Origin of the sequence: Rubritalea spongiae, from assembly GCF_042652385.1 — a bacterium.
GTDB lineage: Bacteria > Verrucomicrobiota > Verrucomicrobiia > Verrucomicrobiales > Akkermansiaceae > Rubritalea > Rubritalea spongiae.
The window spans coordinates 2,260,515-2,277,805 of the sequence record NZ_JBHSJM010000001.1; the positions used below are offsets into that span (position 1 = coordinate 2,260,515).

The following is a 17,291-nucleotide window of genomic DNA, read 5'->3' on the forward strand; positions in this document are numbered from 1 at the left end:
GATAAGAATGAGTATATATGGAGTCTAACTTTTTGAATAACCAAGACACATTCCGCCGTGGAATCGTGTTGTTGCTAGCATTGGGGATTTCGGTGCTGTTCCTTTTTATGGTGAAGGACTTCATCATGCCTCTTCTGTTAGCTGGTATATTTGCTGGCCTACTTCGCCCAGTGTACCGACGTCTGAAAATCGTCTTTAAAGGGAGGGAGGCACTATCTTCGATCATTACGATTGTTTTGGCGATGTTGCTAGTAGGATTACCTTTGGTCGCGCTGGCGAGTGTGGTAGTGGGACAGGCGTATAGGGTGAGCGAGACGGCTTTCGAGTGGCTGCAGTCTCAGGCGGAACATGCAAGTATCGAAGAGAGCGGTGCATGGTTAATTCAGAAGTTTCCGGCAGTTGAAGAGTTTTTGCCAGAACAGGAAAAATTGTTAGACATGCTGGGGAAAGCTGCGAGCAAGGTGGCTACGGTCTTCATGAAAAGTCTCACGAGTATGACTACAGGGGCGGCGTCGTTTTTCCTTAATTGTTTCGTGATGCTTTATGGTATGTTCTTTTTTATCATCGATGGCCCGAAATTGGTAAAGAAGATGATGCATTTTCTTCCTTTGAGTGCCGAGCATCAGGAAGCGATGTTGAGTCGTTTTTTACAGGTGACACGTGCCACACTGAAGGGCTCTGTGGTAATCGGTTTTATTCAAGGTGCGATGGGTGGATTAGGTCTTTATTTTGCGGGTATAGAAGGCGCCGTTTTCTGGTCGGCCATTATGATGGTGCTCTCAGTCATTCCTGGGATAGGTACGCCTCTCATCTGGGGGCCAGCGGTGTTGTGGTTGCTAATCCGTGGTGACTACATGGCGGGAGTTCTACTCTTTGCGTGGAGTGCCGGAGTTGTTAGTTCTGTCGATAATGTGTTGCGTCCAGCACTGGTGGGCAAAGATGCGAATTTACCTGATATCTACATCTTGATAGGAACCTTAGGCGGGATCTTCATGTTTGGCGCAGTAGGCTTTATCATTGGGCCTATTATCTGTGCGCTCTTCGTTACCGTGTGGAATATTTACGGGGTGGTGTATCAGGACATGTTAGATGGGAAGTCAAAGCCAGTGGAGCCTTAATCAGTAGTGATATCTATCAGTTCTAACTCAAAGCAGAGCGTGGCGAATGGTGGAATCTTTGTGCCAAATCCACGATCGCTATATGCGAGGGATTGAGGGATGAAGAGCTGGAATTTAGAACCGACCGACATGAGTTGGAGCCCCTCTTTCCAGCCGTCGATGACTTTCTTGACTGCAAATGTCGATGGAGAACCTCGTTCGATTGAACTTTCGAATACGGTGCCGTCAATGAGGGTGCCGTGGTAGTGTACGGTGACTGTGTCGGAGAGCGTTGGCTTTGGCGCATCGGTGCTTGTGAGCATTTTGTATTGAAGGCCTGAGGGAGTTTCTATTACGCCTTCATTCTTTAGATTGTTAGAAAGAAAGTCTTCTCCTGCCACTTTGGCTAGTCGCAATCGTTCTTCTTTTACATGCTTCATGGCTTGCATGTAAGTTTTGGCATCGATGGCTCGGAGAGAGTCGCTGGCTTTATCAGCGATAGCTTGTTCGATGTGTTCCTTGATGAGAACTGGATCTGTGAGGGCGTTTGCGCCATTTTTAGCGCCGAGTTTGTAGCTGACTATTTCGAGAGCTTCTTGAGTAGTCATAGTAGAAATTTGTTAGGCTAGATAAAGGTCCTGGAAATAGAATTGAGTGTCCCAGGCGGGTGTGGCTCCGCACTCGGGTTCGTCGTCTTCTTGGCTAGCAGGAGTGTAGAGTTTGTCGATTTTTTCGCCGAGTTCGATGGGAATGGAAGAGTTGAAGATGGGAGCGTCGTAGACGAAGGTATGGAATTCGCCATTCTCGCCGCACGGGTCAACACCTGGTGGTAGATCATTGAGGAAATTGATATCGTACTTACGTCCTAGGAAGCTTTTTGGAAAATGTTTTCCATTGAGACAGACGATAATGGCTTTGATTCCAGAATCGATGATGCGTTTGGCCATGATCGCGGTGTTGGCTTCTTTCCAAATGGGGAAGGTGGTTTCTAGCTGTACCGAATCCATTTGTTTTTGACGATAGATGCGGAGGTCTTCGAGGAAAATGTCGCCAAAGGCACAGTGTGTAGCGCCTTTGGATTTGAGTAGTTCCATTTCGGAGCTGAGAAGCTGGTCGTAGTCTTGCATGCTGCAATCTCGCGGGATGAACATTTTGTGAAGTGGGAGTCCGAGAGCTTGTGCTTGGGCTTCGAGAAGTTCTTCCCTCACACCGTGCATGGAGACACGCCTGAATTCTTCACTGAGAGAAGTGACTAGTCCGTATGGAGTTTTCTCTTTTGAAAGTTGAGTGAGAGCATAGGCGGAATCTTTGCCACCACTCCAGTGTAGCCACGTTGTATTCATTCTATTGCGAGTTGTGTCTCTGAGTTGGCTTCTAGTCAATGCTACTTGTATACTTTGGATGGCTCGCTTAGGGATAGCTATATGTTAGTTCTCCAGTCTCATAGGTCTGAAAATCTTCCAGAATGGATTCAGCGTTGTATGGAGTCTGTTCGGGAGTGGGCTGAGCTGGTGGGGGCGGAGTATTATTGTGCGGGTGATAGGGAGGTTCTTTCTTTGCTGCCTGTAGAGTTTGTTAGGAAGTTAGAGAGGCGTTGGCCGATGTTGGTTGATCTGGGGCGGCTGTTGTTAGTGAAGCGTGCGTTAGAAGCAGGGGAGAAGCGTGTGGTGTGGCTCGATGCGGATGTGTTGGTGTTTGATCCAAAAGCGATGCGTCTTCCTGTGGGAATTAAGAACGGTTATGCATTTGGGCGAGAAGATTGGATTGAAAAGAGCTGCAAAGTGAGGCGCGGGGTGCACAATGCGCTTTGTGTTTTTGAACAGGGAAATCCTTTTCTAGATTACTATATTCACGCTTGTGAAAGGATCGTGGAACAGCATGAGGGGCAGCACTTGGCGCCACAGTTGTTAGGTCCTAAGTTTTTAAAGATGCAATACAACCTCTTGCATTTCGAACTTTGTGAGTCGGTGGCAATGCTGAGTCCAGTGGTGGTGCAGGATATGTTAGAGGGTGAGGGAAGGTTGTGGGAAAAGCAAAAGGTGCAAGCTGAATTTGGAGCCGTTAATTTATGTGGGTCGTTAGTGGATGATGCAAGCGGTCTCGCTGCGGTGAGGTGTTTGCTCGGGCAGTAGCATGAGGAAGGCTTATACCAAACCGCACAGCCATACGTCCCATTTGAATTGCGAAATGGTATTAGTTTTGTATGGCGGCTTCGGGGTGTCGGAGGTCAAAGGTCGAGTGAGCAGCACGTGGTCGCGATGGAGGGATTTTGAATTTAGCTCTTCGATTGCATTTGTTTTTTGAGAATGAACCAGCCGGTCCATAGGATGGCCATGATGCAGAAATAGGCGATGATTGCGGGGGTGAGGTCATCTGAAGTGGAGAGCGATCCCGCGAAGGCGACGATGATGGAATAGAGGGTGCAGCTGGTGGCGAAGGTGATGAGGTATTTGAGAAATGGCATATGGGTGGCTCCGGCGAGGCAGCTGACTGTTTCTGGAATCATTGGGGCGGCGCGCGAAAGAAGGAGTACCATGATGCTGTGGCGGTGGAATGTCTCGCGCATGTCGGCGATAGCCTCCTTGTCTTTATAGATGCGATGGAGCATGCGGTAGCCGTAGATTCTACAAAGCACATAGCCACAGACGCCAGCAAGGGTGAGGCCGATGGAGCCACAAAGAGCACCCCAAATGGGGCCGAGCAAGAAGCCGGCGAGGCTGACGACGACGATTCCTGGGACGGGAATTAGGATGTCTGAAGTGAGGAGGGCGATAATGATGAGAGCGACCCAGACCTTTGGCCAATGCTGTGAGTCTCTAACAATTTGGGCGATGTCTTCTTGAGTGAGAAGGCCTGTGCTGTGGAGTAGAATGAAGATAAGTAGAAAGCCACCGATGAGAGCCAAGGCTGTTTTGAGGAGTGGTTTCATACCTCATTCTGTTAGCAATGGGAGTAAGTTATGCAAGTGTTTGTCTGAGATTTTAGCGTGAAATTCTCTTTGGTGTCAGCGCATTCCTTTGCTATAGCTTTAATCATGGCCAAAATTTTTGTTTCTGAATCCATCGTGATCAATGAAAAGGTAGAAGATATCTATGCCTATTTGCGCGAGTTTAAGAACTGGCCTGAATGGTCACCTTGGTTGCTTGCAGAGCCTGATTACCAACTAGATTTTGGTAACAATGCGTATTCATGGAAGGGGAAGTTTGTGGGCTCAGGTAGGATGGAGATAGTGAAGGAGACTCCGTATAGGCAGATTGACTTTTCGTTAGAATTTTTTAAGCCGTGGCGGAGTAAGGCTGATGTGAGCTTATTGATCGAGGAGCATGATGGAGTCGCAAAAGTAACGTGGAGCATGGAAAGTAAGTTGCCCTTTTTCCTGTTCTGGATGAAGCGGCCGATGACTCAGTTCATTTCCATGGATTATCAACGCGGTCTTAAAATGCTCAGAGAGCTGTTAGAGGAGGGGCAAATCTACTCGGTGTTAGATTTTGTGGGTGAACAGGAAATCGAAGGTACGCGTTATATCGGAATTGAGCGGCATTGTGCGATTTCGGCTATTGAGACTGCAATGGGTGAGGATTTTAAGAAATTGATGACTTGGGTGGAGAAAGCTGATGCGAGTGTCTTGCCTGAAGATGCGCGGAAGCCATTTAGTATTTATCAGAAATGGGATGTGAATAAGAGCGTGGTGCATTATCGGGTGTGTTATCCTCTGCGGCATGATGCGCGAGTGGAGGTTCCCTATGGTTTTGTGATGGGGGAGCGGCCGAGTTGTCATGCATATGTGATTGGTCACACGGGGGCGTATCGCCACTTGGGTAATGCGTGGGCGGCGGGAATGATGCGTGCGCGTGCACGTTTGTTTAAGCAGAGCAAGTCGGTGATGCCATTTGAGAAGTATGTGACATTACCTGAGGAACGAGGAGAAAAGGCGGCCATTACTCTAGTGTGTTTCCCATTGAAATAGGCGTTGAAATTTTGTGGTGGAACGGGCAGCGTTTGCTGCATGCAGATTGATGAAGTTTCTAAACTGATTGCGAAGCGTCGTAGTATCAAGCCGGCCACCATGGATGCGGATCGCGAGATCTCACATGAACTTTGGCAGAAATTATTTGAAGCGGCGAACTGGGCCCCAAATCACAGACTCACGGAGCCTTGGCGTTTCACAGTATTTGCAGGTGATGCGCGTAAAGAAGTCGGAGAAGCGCTACAAGTGGCCTACAAAGAGGCGACGCCAGAGTCTGAATTCCAAGAGATAAAGTATGAGAAAATGGCGAAGAATCCATTTATGGCTCATGCTGTTGTGGCGATAGTGATGGAGCGTGACCCGAAGGAGTCTGTACCAGAGGTTGAGGAAGTTGCTGCTGTGGCGTCTGCGGTGCAGAATTTACATCTCGCAGCGAGTTCTGTGGGATTGGGCGTTTTCTGGTCGTCACCACCGGCGACATACGCTGAGAGTTTTGCCAATTTCCTAGGGCTGAAAGAGGGTTCGCGTTGTCTGGGTTTACTTTACGTCGGTTGGCCAAAAGAAGGAACGACTTGGCCGACACGCAAGGGATCTGATGCAATGGCAAAAGTGGTGTTTAAATAAAAGCCCGCGTTGAAAACAAAAAGTGCCAAGGGACTGCGGCAATCACAGACAAGCTACCGTTGCTCCGATTAAGGCCTGGCGGGATTCACCTGCTGAGACTCCACAGCCCTTGACGGGGGAGGGTGTAGTAAGCCGCAGCGCTGAATGCAAGGATTTCTTTTCTTATACTATTCTCCCAGTGGCATTAGGCGATTTGGGGACCAGCGATGGAGTGGCGGATAAGGAATTCTTCTGCTGCTGCGCGATAGGCTCGGGAGCCAGTACCGTTCGGCTCATGTTCGAAGATCGTCATGCCGTGGGATGGTGCTTCACCGATGCGGATGGTACGCGGTATAACGCTCTGGTAAAGTTGTTCAGGGAAGTAGTTAGATACTTCTTCGACGACTTGGCGGGAGAGGTTGGTGCGTCCATCGAACATGGTCATGAGGATGCCTTCGAGGGTGAGCTCTGGGGCGGTGCCTGATTCGCGGATTTGTTCGATGACGTGAACGATTTTTGCGAGTCCTTCGAGGCCAAACCATTCGCACTGAAGGGGGATAATGACTTCGTCTGCTGCAGCGAGTGAAGTAGTCATGAGGACACCGAGCGATGGAGGTGTATCGAGAATGCAGAAATCGAAATCTTTCTCAAATTTCTTTTTGTGAAGGAGTTTGCGGAGACGAGAGAGGTGATTGTCACTGCGTGCGAGTTCGATTTCAACACCAGCGAGATCCATTCCGGAGGGAACGATGGAAAGGTTATCGATGCGGGTGGGAATGATTTTATCTTTCACTTTTGCCTCACCGAGAAGCGGGTAGTACATGGAACCTTCGCTATCGGGTTCGATGCCGAGACCTGAGGTAGCGTTAGCCTGCGGGTCGAGGTCGAGTAAGAGCACGCGCTGCCCTCGTTCAGCGAGAGCTGCTGAGAGTGAAATGGCGGTCGTGGTTTTTCCGACTCCTCCTTTTTGGTTAGCGATGGCGACTACGGTCATGGTGGTGAAATGAATCTCTGCCTTGTTAAGGTTGCAGTACGTGGAGACTTGCATAAAAGAGGGCGGGCACGGAAGAGAAAAGAAGATGAAGATCGACGAAAAATGGATTCGCAAGGTGGCTGGCTGGAAAGCGATGAAGGCAGGTAAGGAAATTTATGCCCGTGGAGTGGTGACGAAAGCGCAGCAGAACGAAGGTCTCATCAATGGTGAAATCTCTGGTGGCGGGAAGCCAACGCGTGTGACGGTGCGGGTACATTCAGATACAGACATCGATACTGTGTGTCCGAAGTTGGCCTGTCGTCGCACAGGGGAAATCTGTGCGCATGCGGTGGCGGTGATGCTGGGGGTGATCCATGGTGCAGCGGAGAAGAAAGAAAAAAGTGTCGTGGAAGATTCAGGTCCACAGAGAGTGCCTAGCAATATTCTTACAGCAGAGGTATTGCTCCCACCGGTTTTTCCGAAAGGTCTACCCGAAGGTGGCTTGTCGCTGCGTTTGATGGAACGCGAAACTGAAGCGGTGGCTGGTGACCTAAAGCTGGCGCAATGGTTAGAGGTATTTGCGGGTGGTAAGATTGCGCCAATGTTAGGGCTCAAAGGCAAGCAAGCTTTAGAATTTTTAAAATGTCTCGACGGTCATCCGGCGGTGCTTGCAGGGGAGGAGAAGGTAAATATCGGTATGAGTGGGGTGAGAGTTCCTATGCATGTTGGACTGGAGGACGACCGGGTGGAATTATCGGTTTGTCCATCGGTGCAAGAGCATGGTGCCTTGTGGTACACCGATGGGGATTTGTGGCTGTGGGATGTGGATCAAAGGGTGTTGGTGGCGATCGATGTATCAGAGGTGCTGAATGAACGCCAGTGGTTGCGGATTGCAGCTGGGAATGCAGTGTTCGTGCCGATGAAGTCATTTTTGAAGGAAATGGCTGCCTGGCAGAAGTTTGCTCTATGGGATGACGGCTCGGTCTTGGAGCGGATTCCAGTGAAGGAAGGTGCGCCAGAATTTGTTTTAGAGTTAGAAGGTTCTACTGAGAAATTACGTGCTAAGCTTCAAGCTCGTTACACGAGGGGAGTGGAGCTTACTTTGGGCTTATTCGGGGCTGAGAGTGTGCATTTTCCGGTAGAAGATCCTGCGAGAGAGGGTCAATGGATCGAGCGGAATCGCGATGCGGAAGATGAAGCAGCTGGTTTGTTGATGCGTTACGGTTTCCAAATTTTTGGAACGAGTGGGCATTGGGAGCTGGGTGGCGACGATGCGGTAATTGATTTTTTAACAGATGCCTTGCCTGAGTTAGAGAATTTGTGGGAAGTGAAGACTGGTGGGAAGTTGCGTTCGATCAAAGGCAATTTGGTGAGAGTGAGGCCAAATATGCAGGTGCAGGGGAGTGGTGAGGACTGGTTGGCTTTTGATTATGGATTTCAGACGGATGGAGGTAAGGACATTCCACGTGAAGCAATTCAGAAGATGCTAGCTTCTGGTAGACGTACGGCGACGACAAAAAATGGCAAGCAAGTGGTGATGTCGAAGTTCGATGCGGAGATGGTGGAAACGGTGTTACGAGATACGGATCCGCGCCAAGAAGGTGGGAAATTTTATGTCGCTAAAAACCAAGGTGCATACTTGAGGAGGATTCGTGATTATTATCAGGGTGAGTCTGCGGCAGTGCCTGATCGGAAGGTATTAGACCGACTTTCTAAGAGAATAACTAGTGCATTGCGTGGGTATCAGGAGGAAGGGATCGCATGGCTTTACGAGCGATGTGAGAGAGAGAACGCAGCTTTGTTGGCTGACGACATGGGCTTGGGTAAAACACTACAAACTCTTTCTGTGCTGCAGTTGCGGCAAGTGGCGGGCAAGCCGTCTTTAGTCGTCTGTCCTACTTCATTGTTAGGAAACTGGGCTGATGAAGCGGAAAAGTGGACTGCTGATTTAAAAGTGCAAGTGATGCACGGGCCGCAGAGGAAGGAGCATTTTGCAAAGTTAGCTCAATACGATCTTATTATTACCAGTTATGCCTTAGTGGCTAGGGATCTTTCCGAATATCAATCGTTTGAGCTGAACATGCTGGTGCTTGATGAAGCGAGTATCATTCGTAATCCCGATACTCAATCGGCCAAAGCTTTGCGTAAACTCACAGCGAGCGCTCGTGTGGCCTTGTCAGGGACACCGGTGGAAAACGCGGTGCGTGATCTGTGGTCGCTTTATGCATTTCTGCTCCCAGGATATTTGGGCTCGCGAGAGGATTTTAAGAATCGTTACGAAGTGGCGCTCTCTGGTGCTCAAATCGATGCAAATGTGCTCCGTAGGTTGCGTATGCGGGTAGAGCCTTTTATGATCCGCCGCACCAAGTCTGAAGTGGCGAAGGATCTTCCGAAGAAGCTCGAGCAAGTGGTTTGGTGTGAGCCATCGCAGTTGCAGAAGAAAGCATATGAAGAAATTTTGCGTCAAGGTGTGAGTAAGGTCGATGAGCTTGACGGTGGTCGTGCGCGGATGCAGATGCTTACGGTGTTGCTTCGTTTACGTCAGGCGAGCTGTGATCTGCGTTTGCTGGGTAACGAGCAGATCAATGAAAATACCTTGGCTGAGCTATCGGCTAAGCTAGAGATGTTGCTAGACTTACTGAAGGAAGCAAAGCGCGGCGGGCACCGAGTGTTGGTGTTTAGCCAATTCACTAAGATGTTAGGAATTATCCGCGAGACTTTGGAACAAGAAGAGCTGAGTTATTCATACCTCGACGGCTCCACTCGTGATCGCGCGGGTGAAGTGAGGAAGTTCCAAGATGCAAATGGTCCTGACGTCTTTTTGATATCACTGAAAGCTGGTGGATACGGTCTCAACTTGACCGCTGCTGACATGGTGGTGCATTTTGACCCTTGGTGGAACCCAGCTGTGGAAGCACAAGCGACTGATCGCGCGTATCGTATTGGTCAGACAAAGCCTGTCTCGGTTTACAAGTTGATCACACGCGGCACTGTAGAGGAAAAAATCCTCAAGTTGCAGGAGAAGAAGCGTGGTCTGATCGGTGCAGCGATTGGCGATGAAAGCCAACCGATGATGAGCGGCCTCAGCGAAGCTGATATGCGCGATTTGTTAACTTAGGCCGTGTGGACCAATTGTTTTACCGCACGACCGGATAGTATTTGATATGAAATTGAGCACCTGAATGGGTTAAGAGCGCATTTCAATTCTAGCAGCGTTGGCAAAGGAGCCATTGATGCTAATTGAAATAAGCTCTCATCGTGTCGAAAATCAAATTGTCCACGGTCTGAAGAATAGTTCGATGGTTACTAGTCTGGTAGACGTTTGGAGTAGATTAAATCTATGGATTTTCTGACTCTTTCCTCTAGTATAAAGTTTCTCAAAGATGAGAGTGTTTAATGAGAAAACAGTGTATTGTCAGAGATTCAAAGGGGAGTGGAAGCTCCCTCTCGCCACCTTAAATACGACACACACATGAGTGGGAGAGGGTCTTCTTAGGCAGAAAGTATGTATCTGCATCACTGGAGGGGATGATTGCTGGCATCTTGTAATTTGTCTATTCCCCTAATTGGGGGAAGGTGAGCCAATGGGAAATCCGAAATGTGAGCTTAGGCTGTGTGGACAAGTTGCTTCACCGCACGATCGGATTGTATCTGATATGAATTTGAGAGCCTGAATGTGTTGTGAAAAACCTAGGGCTCATTTAGATTTTAGCAGGTTGGTAAAGGAGCCATTGATGTCGGTCAATTCTCCCTTCACGGCCTTGCTAAAAATAGAAATTATTTCCCATCGTGCAGAAAATCAATTTGTCCACACTAGCGCAGTGTGTTGTGTGTTAGATGACTATTGTCGTTAATCTAACATTGATATAAATTGGTTGTAGAGAGAATTGAAAGGTGGAGGTTGCAATAAAGTAAGGCCTATAGCTGTAATCAGTATGGCTCCTATAAGAATTTTACTTATAAACATTTGCGCGCGTTGCCTGTTTGCTCGGGAGAGGCGCTCTCCATAGCTATACTGAAGTGCTTGCTTTGTGGATCGGGGGTGGCGGAACATAAGACTTAGGGGTGAGTCTAGGGGTTTAGAGATAGAGCATCTCGGTGTTGAGTATTAGATTTCGGGGGTTATAAAAGTGGTGCGAATTACAAGGAACGTTTAGTTTCACTCATTCTGCAAGATGGCGTGCAGCGGCGAGCTAATTGGTAAACGATTGGGTTATAATTCGCAGGGGTATTGTTGGACTGAAAATATTAAATTGTCTATTCCCCTATAGAGGGGGATAGGAGTTTTGTTTGTTGATAATTTGCTGTTGATAGCAAAAATATCTATTTCACTTCCTCTCAAAGTGTAATGTTGAACCTCAATAATTTGATGCCCCGTCGAAGCTGCATAGCCCCGCAGAAGCTTGAAATCATGAAGGGGCTGGCAAGTTAGCTCTTTTTATATTTCCTAGTTATGATGGTTGCTTGAGTCTAAAAGAGAAAGCATGTGCAACTTTACGTTTTTTTGGAACTCATTTTGTCACTGAGGTTTTGGACAATGGAGTAGAGCATAGGGACGGCGACTAGGGAGACCGCAGTGGCGACAAGGAGTCCAAAGCCAACGGTAGTACCGAGAACCTTACGGGATTCGGCACCGGCACCGGAGGCGACTAGGAGTGGGATGACGCCGAGGATGAAGGAGAAAGCAGTCATGAGTACGGCACGGAATCTGAGTTTGACGGCATTGGTAGCGGCTTCGAGAGTGCTTTTACCTGATTGTTTTTCGACCATGGCGAACTCGACGATGAGGATGGCACTTTTGGTAGCGAGACCGATGAGGAGAACGATACCAATCTGAGTGTAGATGTTATTAGACATGTCACGCAGCATAAGGCCAGCTACCGCACCTAGGAGAGCGGTGGGAACTGAGAGGCAAACCGAGATGGGGATTGACCAACTTTCGTACTGAGCTGAGAGCACGAGGTAAACCATGAGGACTGAGAACCCGAAGATGCCGGCCATGGCGAGAGGGTTAATGCTACGTTCTTGGTAGGACATGTCGGTCCAGGCGTAGCCCATGCTGGCAGGCAGGCTTTTGTGTGACATGTCTTCCATGATCTTAAGAGCCTCACCAGAGGAGAACCCTGGGGCAGAGGATCCAATAATTTTAATAGATGGGTAGAGATTGAAGCGTGTGATGACTTGGGGGCCGAGGATTTCGTTGACGCTGGCGATCGTGCCGAAGGGGATCATTTTTCCTGAAGGAGTCCGGACTTTAAGCTGGGTGATGTCTTCAGGACGCATGCGGTATGGGATATCAGCTTGGGCGGTGACACGGAAGACGCGGCCGAACTTAGTGTAGTCGTTGACATAGGCAGACCCCAAGGCAATGGAAAGGGTGTTGTATACTTCGCTCATCGAGATGCCGCGCTTTTTCACTTGTTCGCGATCGATGTCTACTCGGAGTTGAGGAGCGGTAGACCGGAAGGTGGTGCTGAGGCCGTTGAGGCCAGATTGGGAGTTGCCGTCAGCGATGAGTTGTTGGCTGGCTTGTTGGAGTTGATTGAGTCCTACCCCTCCTTTGTCTTGAAGCATATATGAAAAACCAGAGGAGGTACCTAAGCCAGGGAGAGAGGGGACAGGGAAGGCCATAATGACGGCTTGGTTGATCTGTGACAGGGTGCCATTGATTTGCTTGAGCAACCCGGATTGTTGGAGTGCGGGCTCTTCTCGTTCGCTCCAGTTTTCGAAAGTAACGTACATCATTCCGGCATTGGGGGATGAAGCTCCGTCGATGATAGAGTAACCACTGACGGCAAGCACGTGTGCTATTCCGTTGAGTTTCTGAATGCGCTCTGACGCTTCAGCCATAACCTCTTGGGTTCGGTTGAGAGAAGAGCCGTCGGGTAGTTGGACATTCACGACACAGTAGCCTTCATCTTCTTGCGGAACGAAGCCTGTAGGTAGTTTAGAAAAGCCGAATACGGCGAGAGTGATGACTCCAGCGAAGATGATGATCCCGATCAAGGACCTTCTAACGGCTACTTGGACCGCCCATGCTGTGCCATTTGTGGAGCGTGTCACAAGTTTATTGAAGGCCTTGAATAGACCGCCAGGTTCTTTGTCATTCTTTTTCAGTATGAGTGCGCAGAGAGCTGGGGAGAGGGTGAGAGCATTGATAGAGGAGAAGATCGTGGCTATAGAGATGGTAACGGCGAATTGCTTGAATAGTGTGCCGGTAATGCCTGGAATAAAAATAGTAGGGACAAAGACAACTAGAAGTACGAGAGTGGTGGCCACGACTGGGCCAGAGACTTCTCTCATGGAGATGATGGCTGCTTCTTGTGGTGGTTTGCCGTCTTGAATATGGCGCACGACATTTTCGACGACGACGATGGCGTCATCAACAACGATACCTATGACGAGTACGAGGCCGAAGAGAGTCAGCTGGTTGATAGAATAGTCAAGAGCGAGAAGGACGGCGAAGGTGCCAATGAGTGAAACTGGGATAGTGACTGAGGGAATGATGGTGGCGCGGCCATTCTGGAGAAAGATATAGACGGTAAAAACAACGAGTATCAGTGTGGCAATGAGAGTTATAATGACCTCGCGGATGGAAGCAGTGACGACGTCCGTGGAGTCGTATGCAATGGCGTAGCTAACACCTTCAGGGAAGCGAGTTTCAAGTTCCTCGAGTTTGGCTCTTACGCCGTTTGCGACGTCCATGAGGTTCGATCCAGGGATCTGATAGATGCCCATGGTAGCTGAGTCTTTACCATTGAGGAGAGATTTATAATTATAGGTTTCTGAGCCTTCTTCGACGCGTGCGATGTCTTTGATTCTGACGAGTCGGCCATCCTCAGTGGTGCGAATGACGATGTTTTCGAATTCGGCAATATCAACGAGGCGACCTGGGGTGGTGACGATGTATTCAAGGTCAGTGCCAAGGGCAGCGGGTTGTGCGCCGATCCGGCCAGCAGCGACTTGGACGTTTTGTTCAGCGATGGCATTGACAACATCGGTGGGGGTGAGGTTGCGGATAGCGAGTTGGTCGACATCGAGCCAGATACGCATGGAGAGTTGGCCGACGCCGAAGACCGTCACTTCTCCTACCCCATTGACACGTGAAAGTTCATCACGCATTTGTAGGGTGGCGTAGTTGGAGAGGAATGCATCGTCGTAATAGGGTTTGCCAGTGTCAGGGTTAATTTCTGATGTGATACCAGCAAAGAGGATGATGTCCGTGGACTTTTTCTTAACAGTGATACCGCGGCGACGGACATCTTCTGGGAGGCGGGATTCGGCGATAGAGACTCGGTTTTGTACGAGAACGTTGGCGATATCAAGATCTGTGCCAGGTTCGAAGGTGACAGTGAGAGTCATGGATCCGTCGTTACCGCAGACGGAGTTCATGTAGATCATGTTTTCTACGCCATTGACTTCTGTTTCAATAGGAGTGGCGACGGTGTCGGCCACTGTTTGGGCGTCGGCTCCAGGGTAAGATGCAGAGACAGTAATAGTGGGAGGTGCGATGTCTGGATAGCGCGCAATAGGGAGAGCAAGAAGAGCGACGAGCCCGAGGATGATCGTCACTATCGAAATGACGGTGGCGAAGATGGGGCGACGGATGAAGAATTCGCTAAACATGGTGGGTAGCTCAATAGAGCTTTTTGGTTTGTAAAAAGTGGCGGCTATTGTGAAGAAGCGGGAGTGCTCTTAAGCTCAAAGCCAAGGTCACTGAACTCTTCTGGAAGGTTTTGTTTTACTTTGTCGAGTCGAGTCCTGAGATCAGTAGTGGCTTGGTCTAAGTCTGTGCCAGGCTTTAAGAAAAAGGTGACGAGTAGCTTTCCGTTTCTGACTTGGGTGCTGACGGAGTCGACTACAGAATCTTCCTTTAGAGCTTCTTGGATCGGTTTGGTTACTTTTTCTTCGATCAATGCGGGATCGTCTCCAGTGAATTTTGAGGAAATGGTGATGGAGGGCAATTTTGTAGACTTCTCATCAATATCGTTCTCATTTTTGACGGTTTTTGCTGTGACTGTCGCACCTTCACGCGCTCGTTGGATGCCGCTAGTAATGACCTTTTCGTCTCCTTTGAGGCCTTCATTGATGATTTTAAGTTGTCCGACTGGGTCACCGACGGTGACATTTTTTCGGACGACTTTGTTGTTTGAGTCGACGGTGAGGACAAAGTCGCCAGCGAGGTCTTTTTGGATAGCGACTGTGGGAATGAGAATCGCTTGAGTTGGATCCATTTGCTTAGGAACTTTGACTTTAACAAAGAGTCCGTCGGCGAGTATTCCTTCTGGGTTTGGAGCGACGGCGCGGACGCGAAGTGTTCCAGTGTCACTGTCGATTTTATTATCAGCGATGTCGATCTGAGCAGGGTGATCGTAGGATTTACCGTCTGCTAGAGTGAGGGTGACGCTAGGAGGCTGGACGTGTTTATTTTCAAATTCTTGACGCCGGCGTAGGTATTGCAGTGCGCGGCGTTCATTTGCTTCGAAGTAGATACGCATTTTATCATCTTGCACGATGGTGCAGAGGAGGGAATTTGTACTGGGTCCAACGAGGTTGTGTTGGTCGACTGCGAGTTCTGAAATTCGGCCTGTGATGGGGGCGTGAATTTCACAAAAGCTGAGATCTTCTTGGGCAGTAGTGAGAGCTGCTTGAGCTGACTGGACGGCTGCTTCTGCGGCTTGGACATCGGCTTCTGCGATGTCTACGTCTAACTGGGACACCCCTTGCCCAGCGCGTTTACGGCGTTCTAGCGTGACTTTAGCAATGCTGAGAGAGGATTTGGCCTTAGCTAGTTCAGCTTTGGCATTTCTAACTGCAGCTTGGAAGGGGATATCATCGATTTTGAATAGTAATGTGTCTTTTTTGATGATTTCTCCGGGTTTAAAGTCTGAGGTGACTTCTTTAAGAATACCTTGGACGCGTGCGTGGATTTCAATCCGCTGCATGCCTTCAACCCGCCCTGAATATTCAGAATATGTTTGTTGTTTTCTGACAATAGGTTTTTGAACTTCTACTTCAGCTGGAGGCGGTGGAGCGAATTCATTTTTTTTACCACAGGAAATGGAAAGGAGTGCCGCGCAGGTAGCGAGAGCGAGAGGTCTGAGGATTTTCATTATTTTGCTGGGTTTTGAGAAACTGGACGCATTTTGGTGCCGCCACCAAGCGAGCGATAGAGCTGAATATGGTAGGCGGTGTAGATGCCTTCACTAGAAGCAGCAGCATCTTCTTGGCCGAAAATAGTGCGCTCAGCATCGAGGACGTTTTGGAAGTCAACAATACCTTCTTTGTAGTTTTCTTTAATGAGGGAAACGGTTTCACGGGCCGCTACAACTGAGGTGTTGAGATGGCTGCGGCGATTATATTCGTGATTGATGTTTGAAAGTGCGGTTTCCACTTCAGTGACTGCATTGAGCACTGTTTTCTCATAGTTGAGAAGGGCTTGGCGGGTTCTTGATTCTTCGACTTTGATGTCTTGTCGAATACGACCGCCTTCGAAGAGTCTCCATTGGAAAGAGGGACCTAGGCTGTAGATGCGCGAGTTAGAATCAAATAGGTCTGCGGAGCTTTGTGAACCGAGGCCGAGAGTGCCGTTGATATAAAACTTAGGATAGAGCTCGGCAGTTGCGACTCCAACTTGAGCGGTTTGTGCTGCAAGTTGGCGTTCTGCAGCGCGGACATCGGGCCGAGCGCGGAGCATATCTGCTGGGAGGCCTACGCGCATGTTTGCAGGAGGTTTGGGGATGTTTGTGCTGTTTCCTAAAATGGATTCTATACTTCCAGGGTAGCGACCGAGGAGGAAGGCGAGTTGGTTACGAGTAGAGGCAAGCTGGAGTTTAAGCTGAGGTATAAGAGCTTTTGAGGTGGCTAGGTTAGTTTGAGCTTGTGACACATCGGTTTGGGGAGCGAGGCCTGCAGCTTTTCGATCTTTTGTAATTTCGACCGATTGCCCCTGAGAAACGATGTTATCCTCAGCGAGTTTGATACGTTTTTGAAGGGTGCGATATTCAACGTAGCGAGTGGCGACATCTGAATAGAGTAGAACCATGGTGTCATGGTAGAGTTCGTCAGTAGCTTGGACGCTGGCGCCAGCGGATTCGATAGAGCGGCGTAATCCTCCGAAGAAATCTACTTCCCATGAGGCGTCTAAGCCGAGTCCGTAGGTGTCTGATGGATTAGGATTAGAAAAGGACATGGATTCGCTAGAGCGCGAGTAATCATAGAGACCTGAACCTGCAACGCCTGGAGCAAGAGAGGCGTAAGCGACTCCAAATTGTGCTTGAGCTTCGAGGACTCGCTCGGCCGCGATTTTTAGATCTTTATTCTCTTCTTTCGCGATTGCGATGAGTTTATTGAGTGTAGGATCGTGGAATTTTCGCCACCATCCTTCGATGTTAGGAGTCCCTTTTTTGAGGTCAGTTTGGAGATTGGTATTCCAGTAGTCTGGGGAAGTCGGGATGGTGACTTCGTAATTGGGGCCAACGGCACAGGATGCTAGTGCTAGGGTGAGAGCAAGGGTACAAGGGTAGAGAAACTTCTCCATAGAATTTAAAAGGTGATTGATTTATTAGTAGTTAGAGAAGGTTGAAGAATAAAGGAAAATAATGGACTGATATTGTTGCATTAGATGAATGGGGTTTTTCTTCCCACTGCT

The 17,291-nt window shown here is 49.0% G+C and carries 12 protein-coding genes and 1 other RNA gene; 5 read left to right on the forward strand and 8 right to left on the reverse strand.

Annotation, left to right across the window (positions count from 1 at the left end):
- The first annotated feature begins 17 nt into the window (after positions 1-17).
- Complete coding sequence (locus ACFPK9_RS10190) at positions 18-1,118, forward strand: AI-2E family transporter (RefSeq protein WP_377094780.1); 1,101 nt, start codon at positions 18-20, stop codon at positions 1,116-1,118.
- Here the strand turns inward: ACFPK9_RS10190 and ACFPK9_RS10195 are convergent.
- Together ACFPK9_RS10195 and ACFPK9_RS10200 are read right to left on the reverse strand one after the other, a co-directional pair.
- A complete protein-coding gene (locus ACFPK9_RS10195; RefSeq protein WP_377094781.1) occupies positions 1,115-1,705 on the reverse strand; it encodes an FKBP-type peptidyl-prolyl cis-trans isomerase in 591 nt (196 codons plus the stop codon). The two genes, ACFPK9_RS10190 and ACFPK9_RS10195, sit on opposite strands and share 4 nt — an antisense overlap.
- Before the next feature lie 12 nt (positions 1,706-1,717).
- Positions 1,718-2,440 carry a Dph6-related ATP pyrophosphatase gene (locus ACFPK9_RS10200; RefSeq protein WP_377094782.1) on the reverse strand — a complete coding sequence of 241 codons (723 nt, stop codon included), beginning with the start codon at positions 2,438-2,440 and terminating at the stop codon, positions 1,718-1,720.
- Between the two features lie 81 nt (positions 2,441-2,521).
- On the opposite strand from ACFPK9_RS10200, the gene ACFPK9_RS10205 reads away from it, so the two are divergent.
- Entirely contained in the window at positions 2,522-3,229 is a 708-nt protein-coding gene (locus ACFPK9_RS10205; RefSeq protein WP_377094783.1) for a hypothetical protein, read from the forward strand.
- Positions 3,230-3,372: 143 nt separating this feature from the next.
- Here the strand turns inward: ACFPK9_RS10205 and ACFPK9_RS10210 are convergent, their stop codons facing one another.
- A complete protein-coding gene (locus ACFPK9_RS10210) occupies positions 3,373-4,026 on the reverse strand; it encodes a TVP38/TMEM64 family protein (protein WP_377094784.1) in 654 nt (217 codons plus the stop codon).
- Between the two features lie 105 nt (positions 4,027-4,131).
- On the opposite strand from ACFPK9_RS10210, the gene ACFPK9_RS10215 reads away from it, so the two are divergent.
- Together ACFPK9_RS10215 and ACFPK9_RS10220 are read left to right on the forward strand one after the other, a co-directional pair.
- Positions 4,132-5,064, forward strand: coding sequence for an SRPBCC family protein (locus ACFPK9_RS10215; RefSeq protein ID WP_377094785.1), 933 nt, complete (start codon positions 4,132-4,134; stop codon positions 5,062-5,064).
- A gap of 39 nt (positions 5,065-5,103) precedes the next feature.
- Positions 5,104-5,688 carry a nitroreductase family protein gene (locus ACFPK9_RS10220; RefSeq protein ID WP_377094786.1) on the forward strand — a complete coding sequence of 195 codons (585 nt, stop codon included), beginning with the start codon at positions 5,104-5,106 and terminating at the stop codon, positions 5,686-5,688.
- A 20-nt stretch (positions 5,689-5,708) separates the two neighbouring features.
- Here the strand turns inward: ACFPK9_RS10220 and ffs are convergent.
- Both ffs and ACFPK9_RS10230 read right to left on the reverse strand, forming a co-directional pair.
- Positions 5,709-5,803: signal recognition particle sRNA small type (ffs, locus tag ACFPK9_RS10225), an RNA gene on the reverse strand.
- Between the two features lie 69 nt (positions 5,804-5,872).
- Positions 5,873-6,661 carry a ParA family protein gene (locus ACFPK9_RS10230; RefSeq protein WP_377094787.1) on the reverse strand — a complete coding sequence of 263 codons (789 nt, stop codon included), beginning with the start codon at positions 6,659-6,661 and terminating at the stop codon, positions 5,873-5,875.
- A gap of 85 nt (positions 6,662-6,746) precedes the next feature.
- Between ACFPK9_RS10230 and ACFPK9_RS10235 the strand changes: the two genes are divergently transcribed.
- Positions 6,747-9,758, forward strand: coding sequence for an SNF2-related protein (locus tag ACFPK9_RS10235; RefSeq protein WP_377094788.1), 3,012 nt, complete (start codon positions 6,747-6,749; stop codon positions 9,756-9,758).
- A gap of 1,376 nt (positions 9,759-11,134) precedes the next feature.
- Here ACFPK9_RS10235 and ACFPK9_RS10240 read toward each other — a convergent pair.
- Genes ACFPK9_RS10240 through ACFPK9_RS10250 form a run of 3 tightly spaced genes read right to left on the reverse strand, consistent with a single transcriptional unit; the run spans position 11,135 to position 17,180 of the window.
- Positions 11,135-14,266, reverse strand: coding sequence for an efflux RND transporter permease subunit (locus ACFPK9_RS10240; protein WP_377094789.1), 3,132 nt, complete (start codon positions 14,264-14,266; stop codon positions 11,135-11,137).
- A gap of 44 nt (positions 14,267-14,310) precedes the next feature.
- On the reverse strand, positions 14,311-15,753 hold the full coding sequence (locus ACFPK9_RS10245) for an efflux RND transporter periplasmic adaptor subunit (RefSeq protein ID WP_377094790.1): 1,443 nt from the start codon (positions 15,751-15,753) through the stop codon (positions 14,311-14,313).
- Entirely contained in the window at positions 15,753-17,180 is a 1,428-nt protein-coding gene (locus ACFPK9_RS10250; RefSeq protein WP_377094791.1) for an efflux transporter outer membrane subunit, read from the reverse strand. Before ACFPK9_RS10250 ends, ACFPK9_RS10245 begins: the two co-directional genes overlap by 1 nt.
- Between the last annotated feature and the right edge of the window lie 111 nt (positions 17,181-17,291).

Bases quoted from the DNA above. Each gene is read 5' to 3' on its own strand.
- ACFPK9_RS10190 (WP_377094780.1), top strand. From the start codon at position 18: ATGGAGTCTAACTTTTTGAATAACCAAGACACATTCCGCCGTGGAATC.
- ACFPK9_RS10195 (WP_377094781.1), bottom strand. From the start codon at position 1,705: ATGACTACTCAAGAAGCTCTCGAAATAGTCAGCTACAAACTCGGCGCT.
- ACFPK9_RS10200 (WP_377094782.1), bottom strand. From the start codon at position 2,440: ATGAATACAACGTGGCTACACTGGAGTGGTGGCAAAGATTCCGCCTAT.
- ACFPK9_RS10205 (WP_377094783.1), top strand. From the start codon at position 2,522: ATGTTAGTTCTCCAGTCTCATAGGTCTGAAAATCTTCCAGAATGGATT.
- ACFPK9_RS10210 (WP_377094784.1), bottom strand. From the start codon at position 4,026: ATGAAACCACTCCTCAAAACAGCCTTGGCTCTCATCGGTGGCTTTCTA.
- ACFPK9_RS10215 (WP_377094785.1), top strand. From the start codon at position 4,132: ATGGCCAAAATTTTTGTTTCTGAATCCATCGTGATCAATGAAAAGGTA.
- ACFPK9_RS10220 (WP_377094786.1), top strand. From the start codon at position 5,104: ATGCAGATTGATGAAGTTTCTAAACTGATTGCGAAGCGTCGTAGTATC.
- ACFPK9_RS10230 (WP_377094787.1), bottom strand. From the start codon at position 6,661: ATGACCGTAGTCGCCATCGCTAACCAAAAAGGAGGAGTCGGAAAAACC.
- ACFPK9_RS10235 (WP_377094788.1), top strand. From the start codon at position 6,747: ATGAAGATCGACGAAAAATGGATTCGCAAGGTGGCTGGCTGGAAAGCG.
- ACFPK9_RS10240 (WP_377094789.1), bottom strand. From the start codon at position 14,266: ATGTTTAGCGAATTCTTCATCCGTCGCCCCATCTTCGCCACCGTCATT.
- ACFPK9_RS10245 (WP_377094790.1), bottom strand. From the start codon at position 15,753: ATGAAAATCCTCAGACCTCTCGCTCTCGCTACCTGCGCGGCACTCCTT.
- ACFPK9_RS10250 (WP_377094791.1), bottom strand. From the start codon at position 17,180: ATGGAGAAGTTTCTCTACCCTTGTACCCTTGCTCTCACCCTAGCACTA.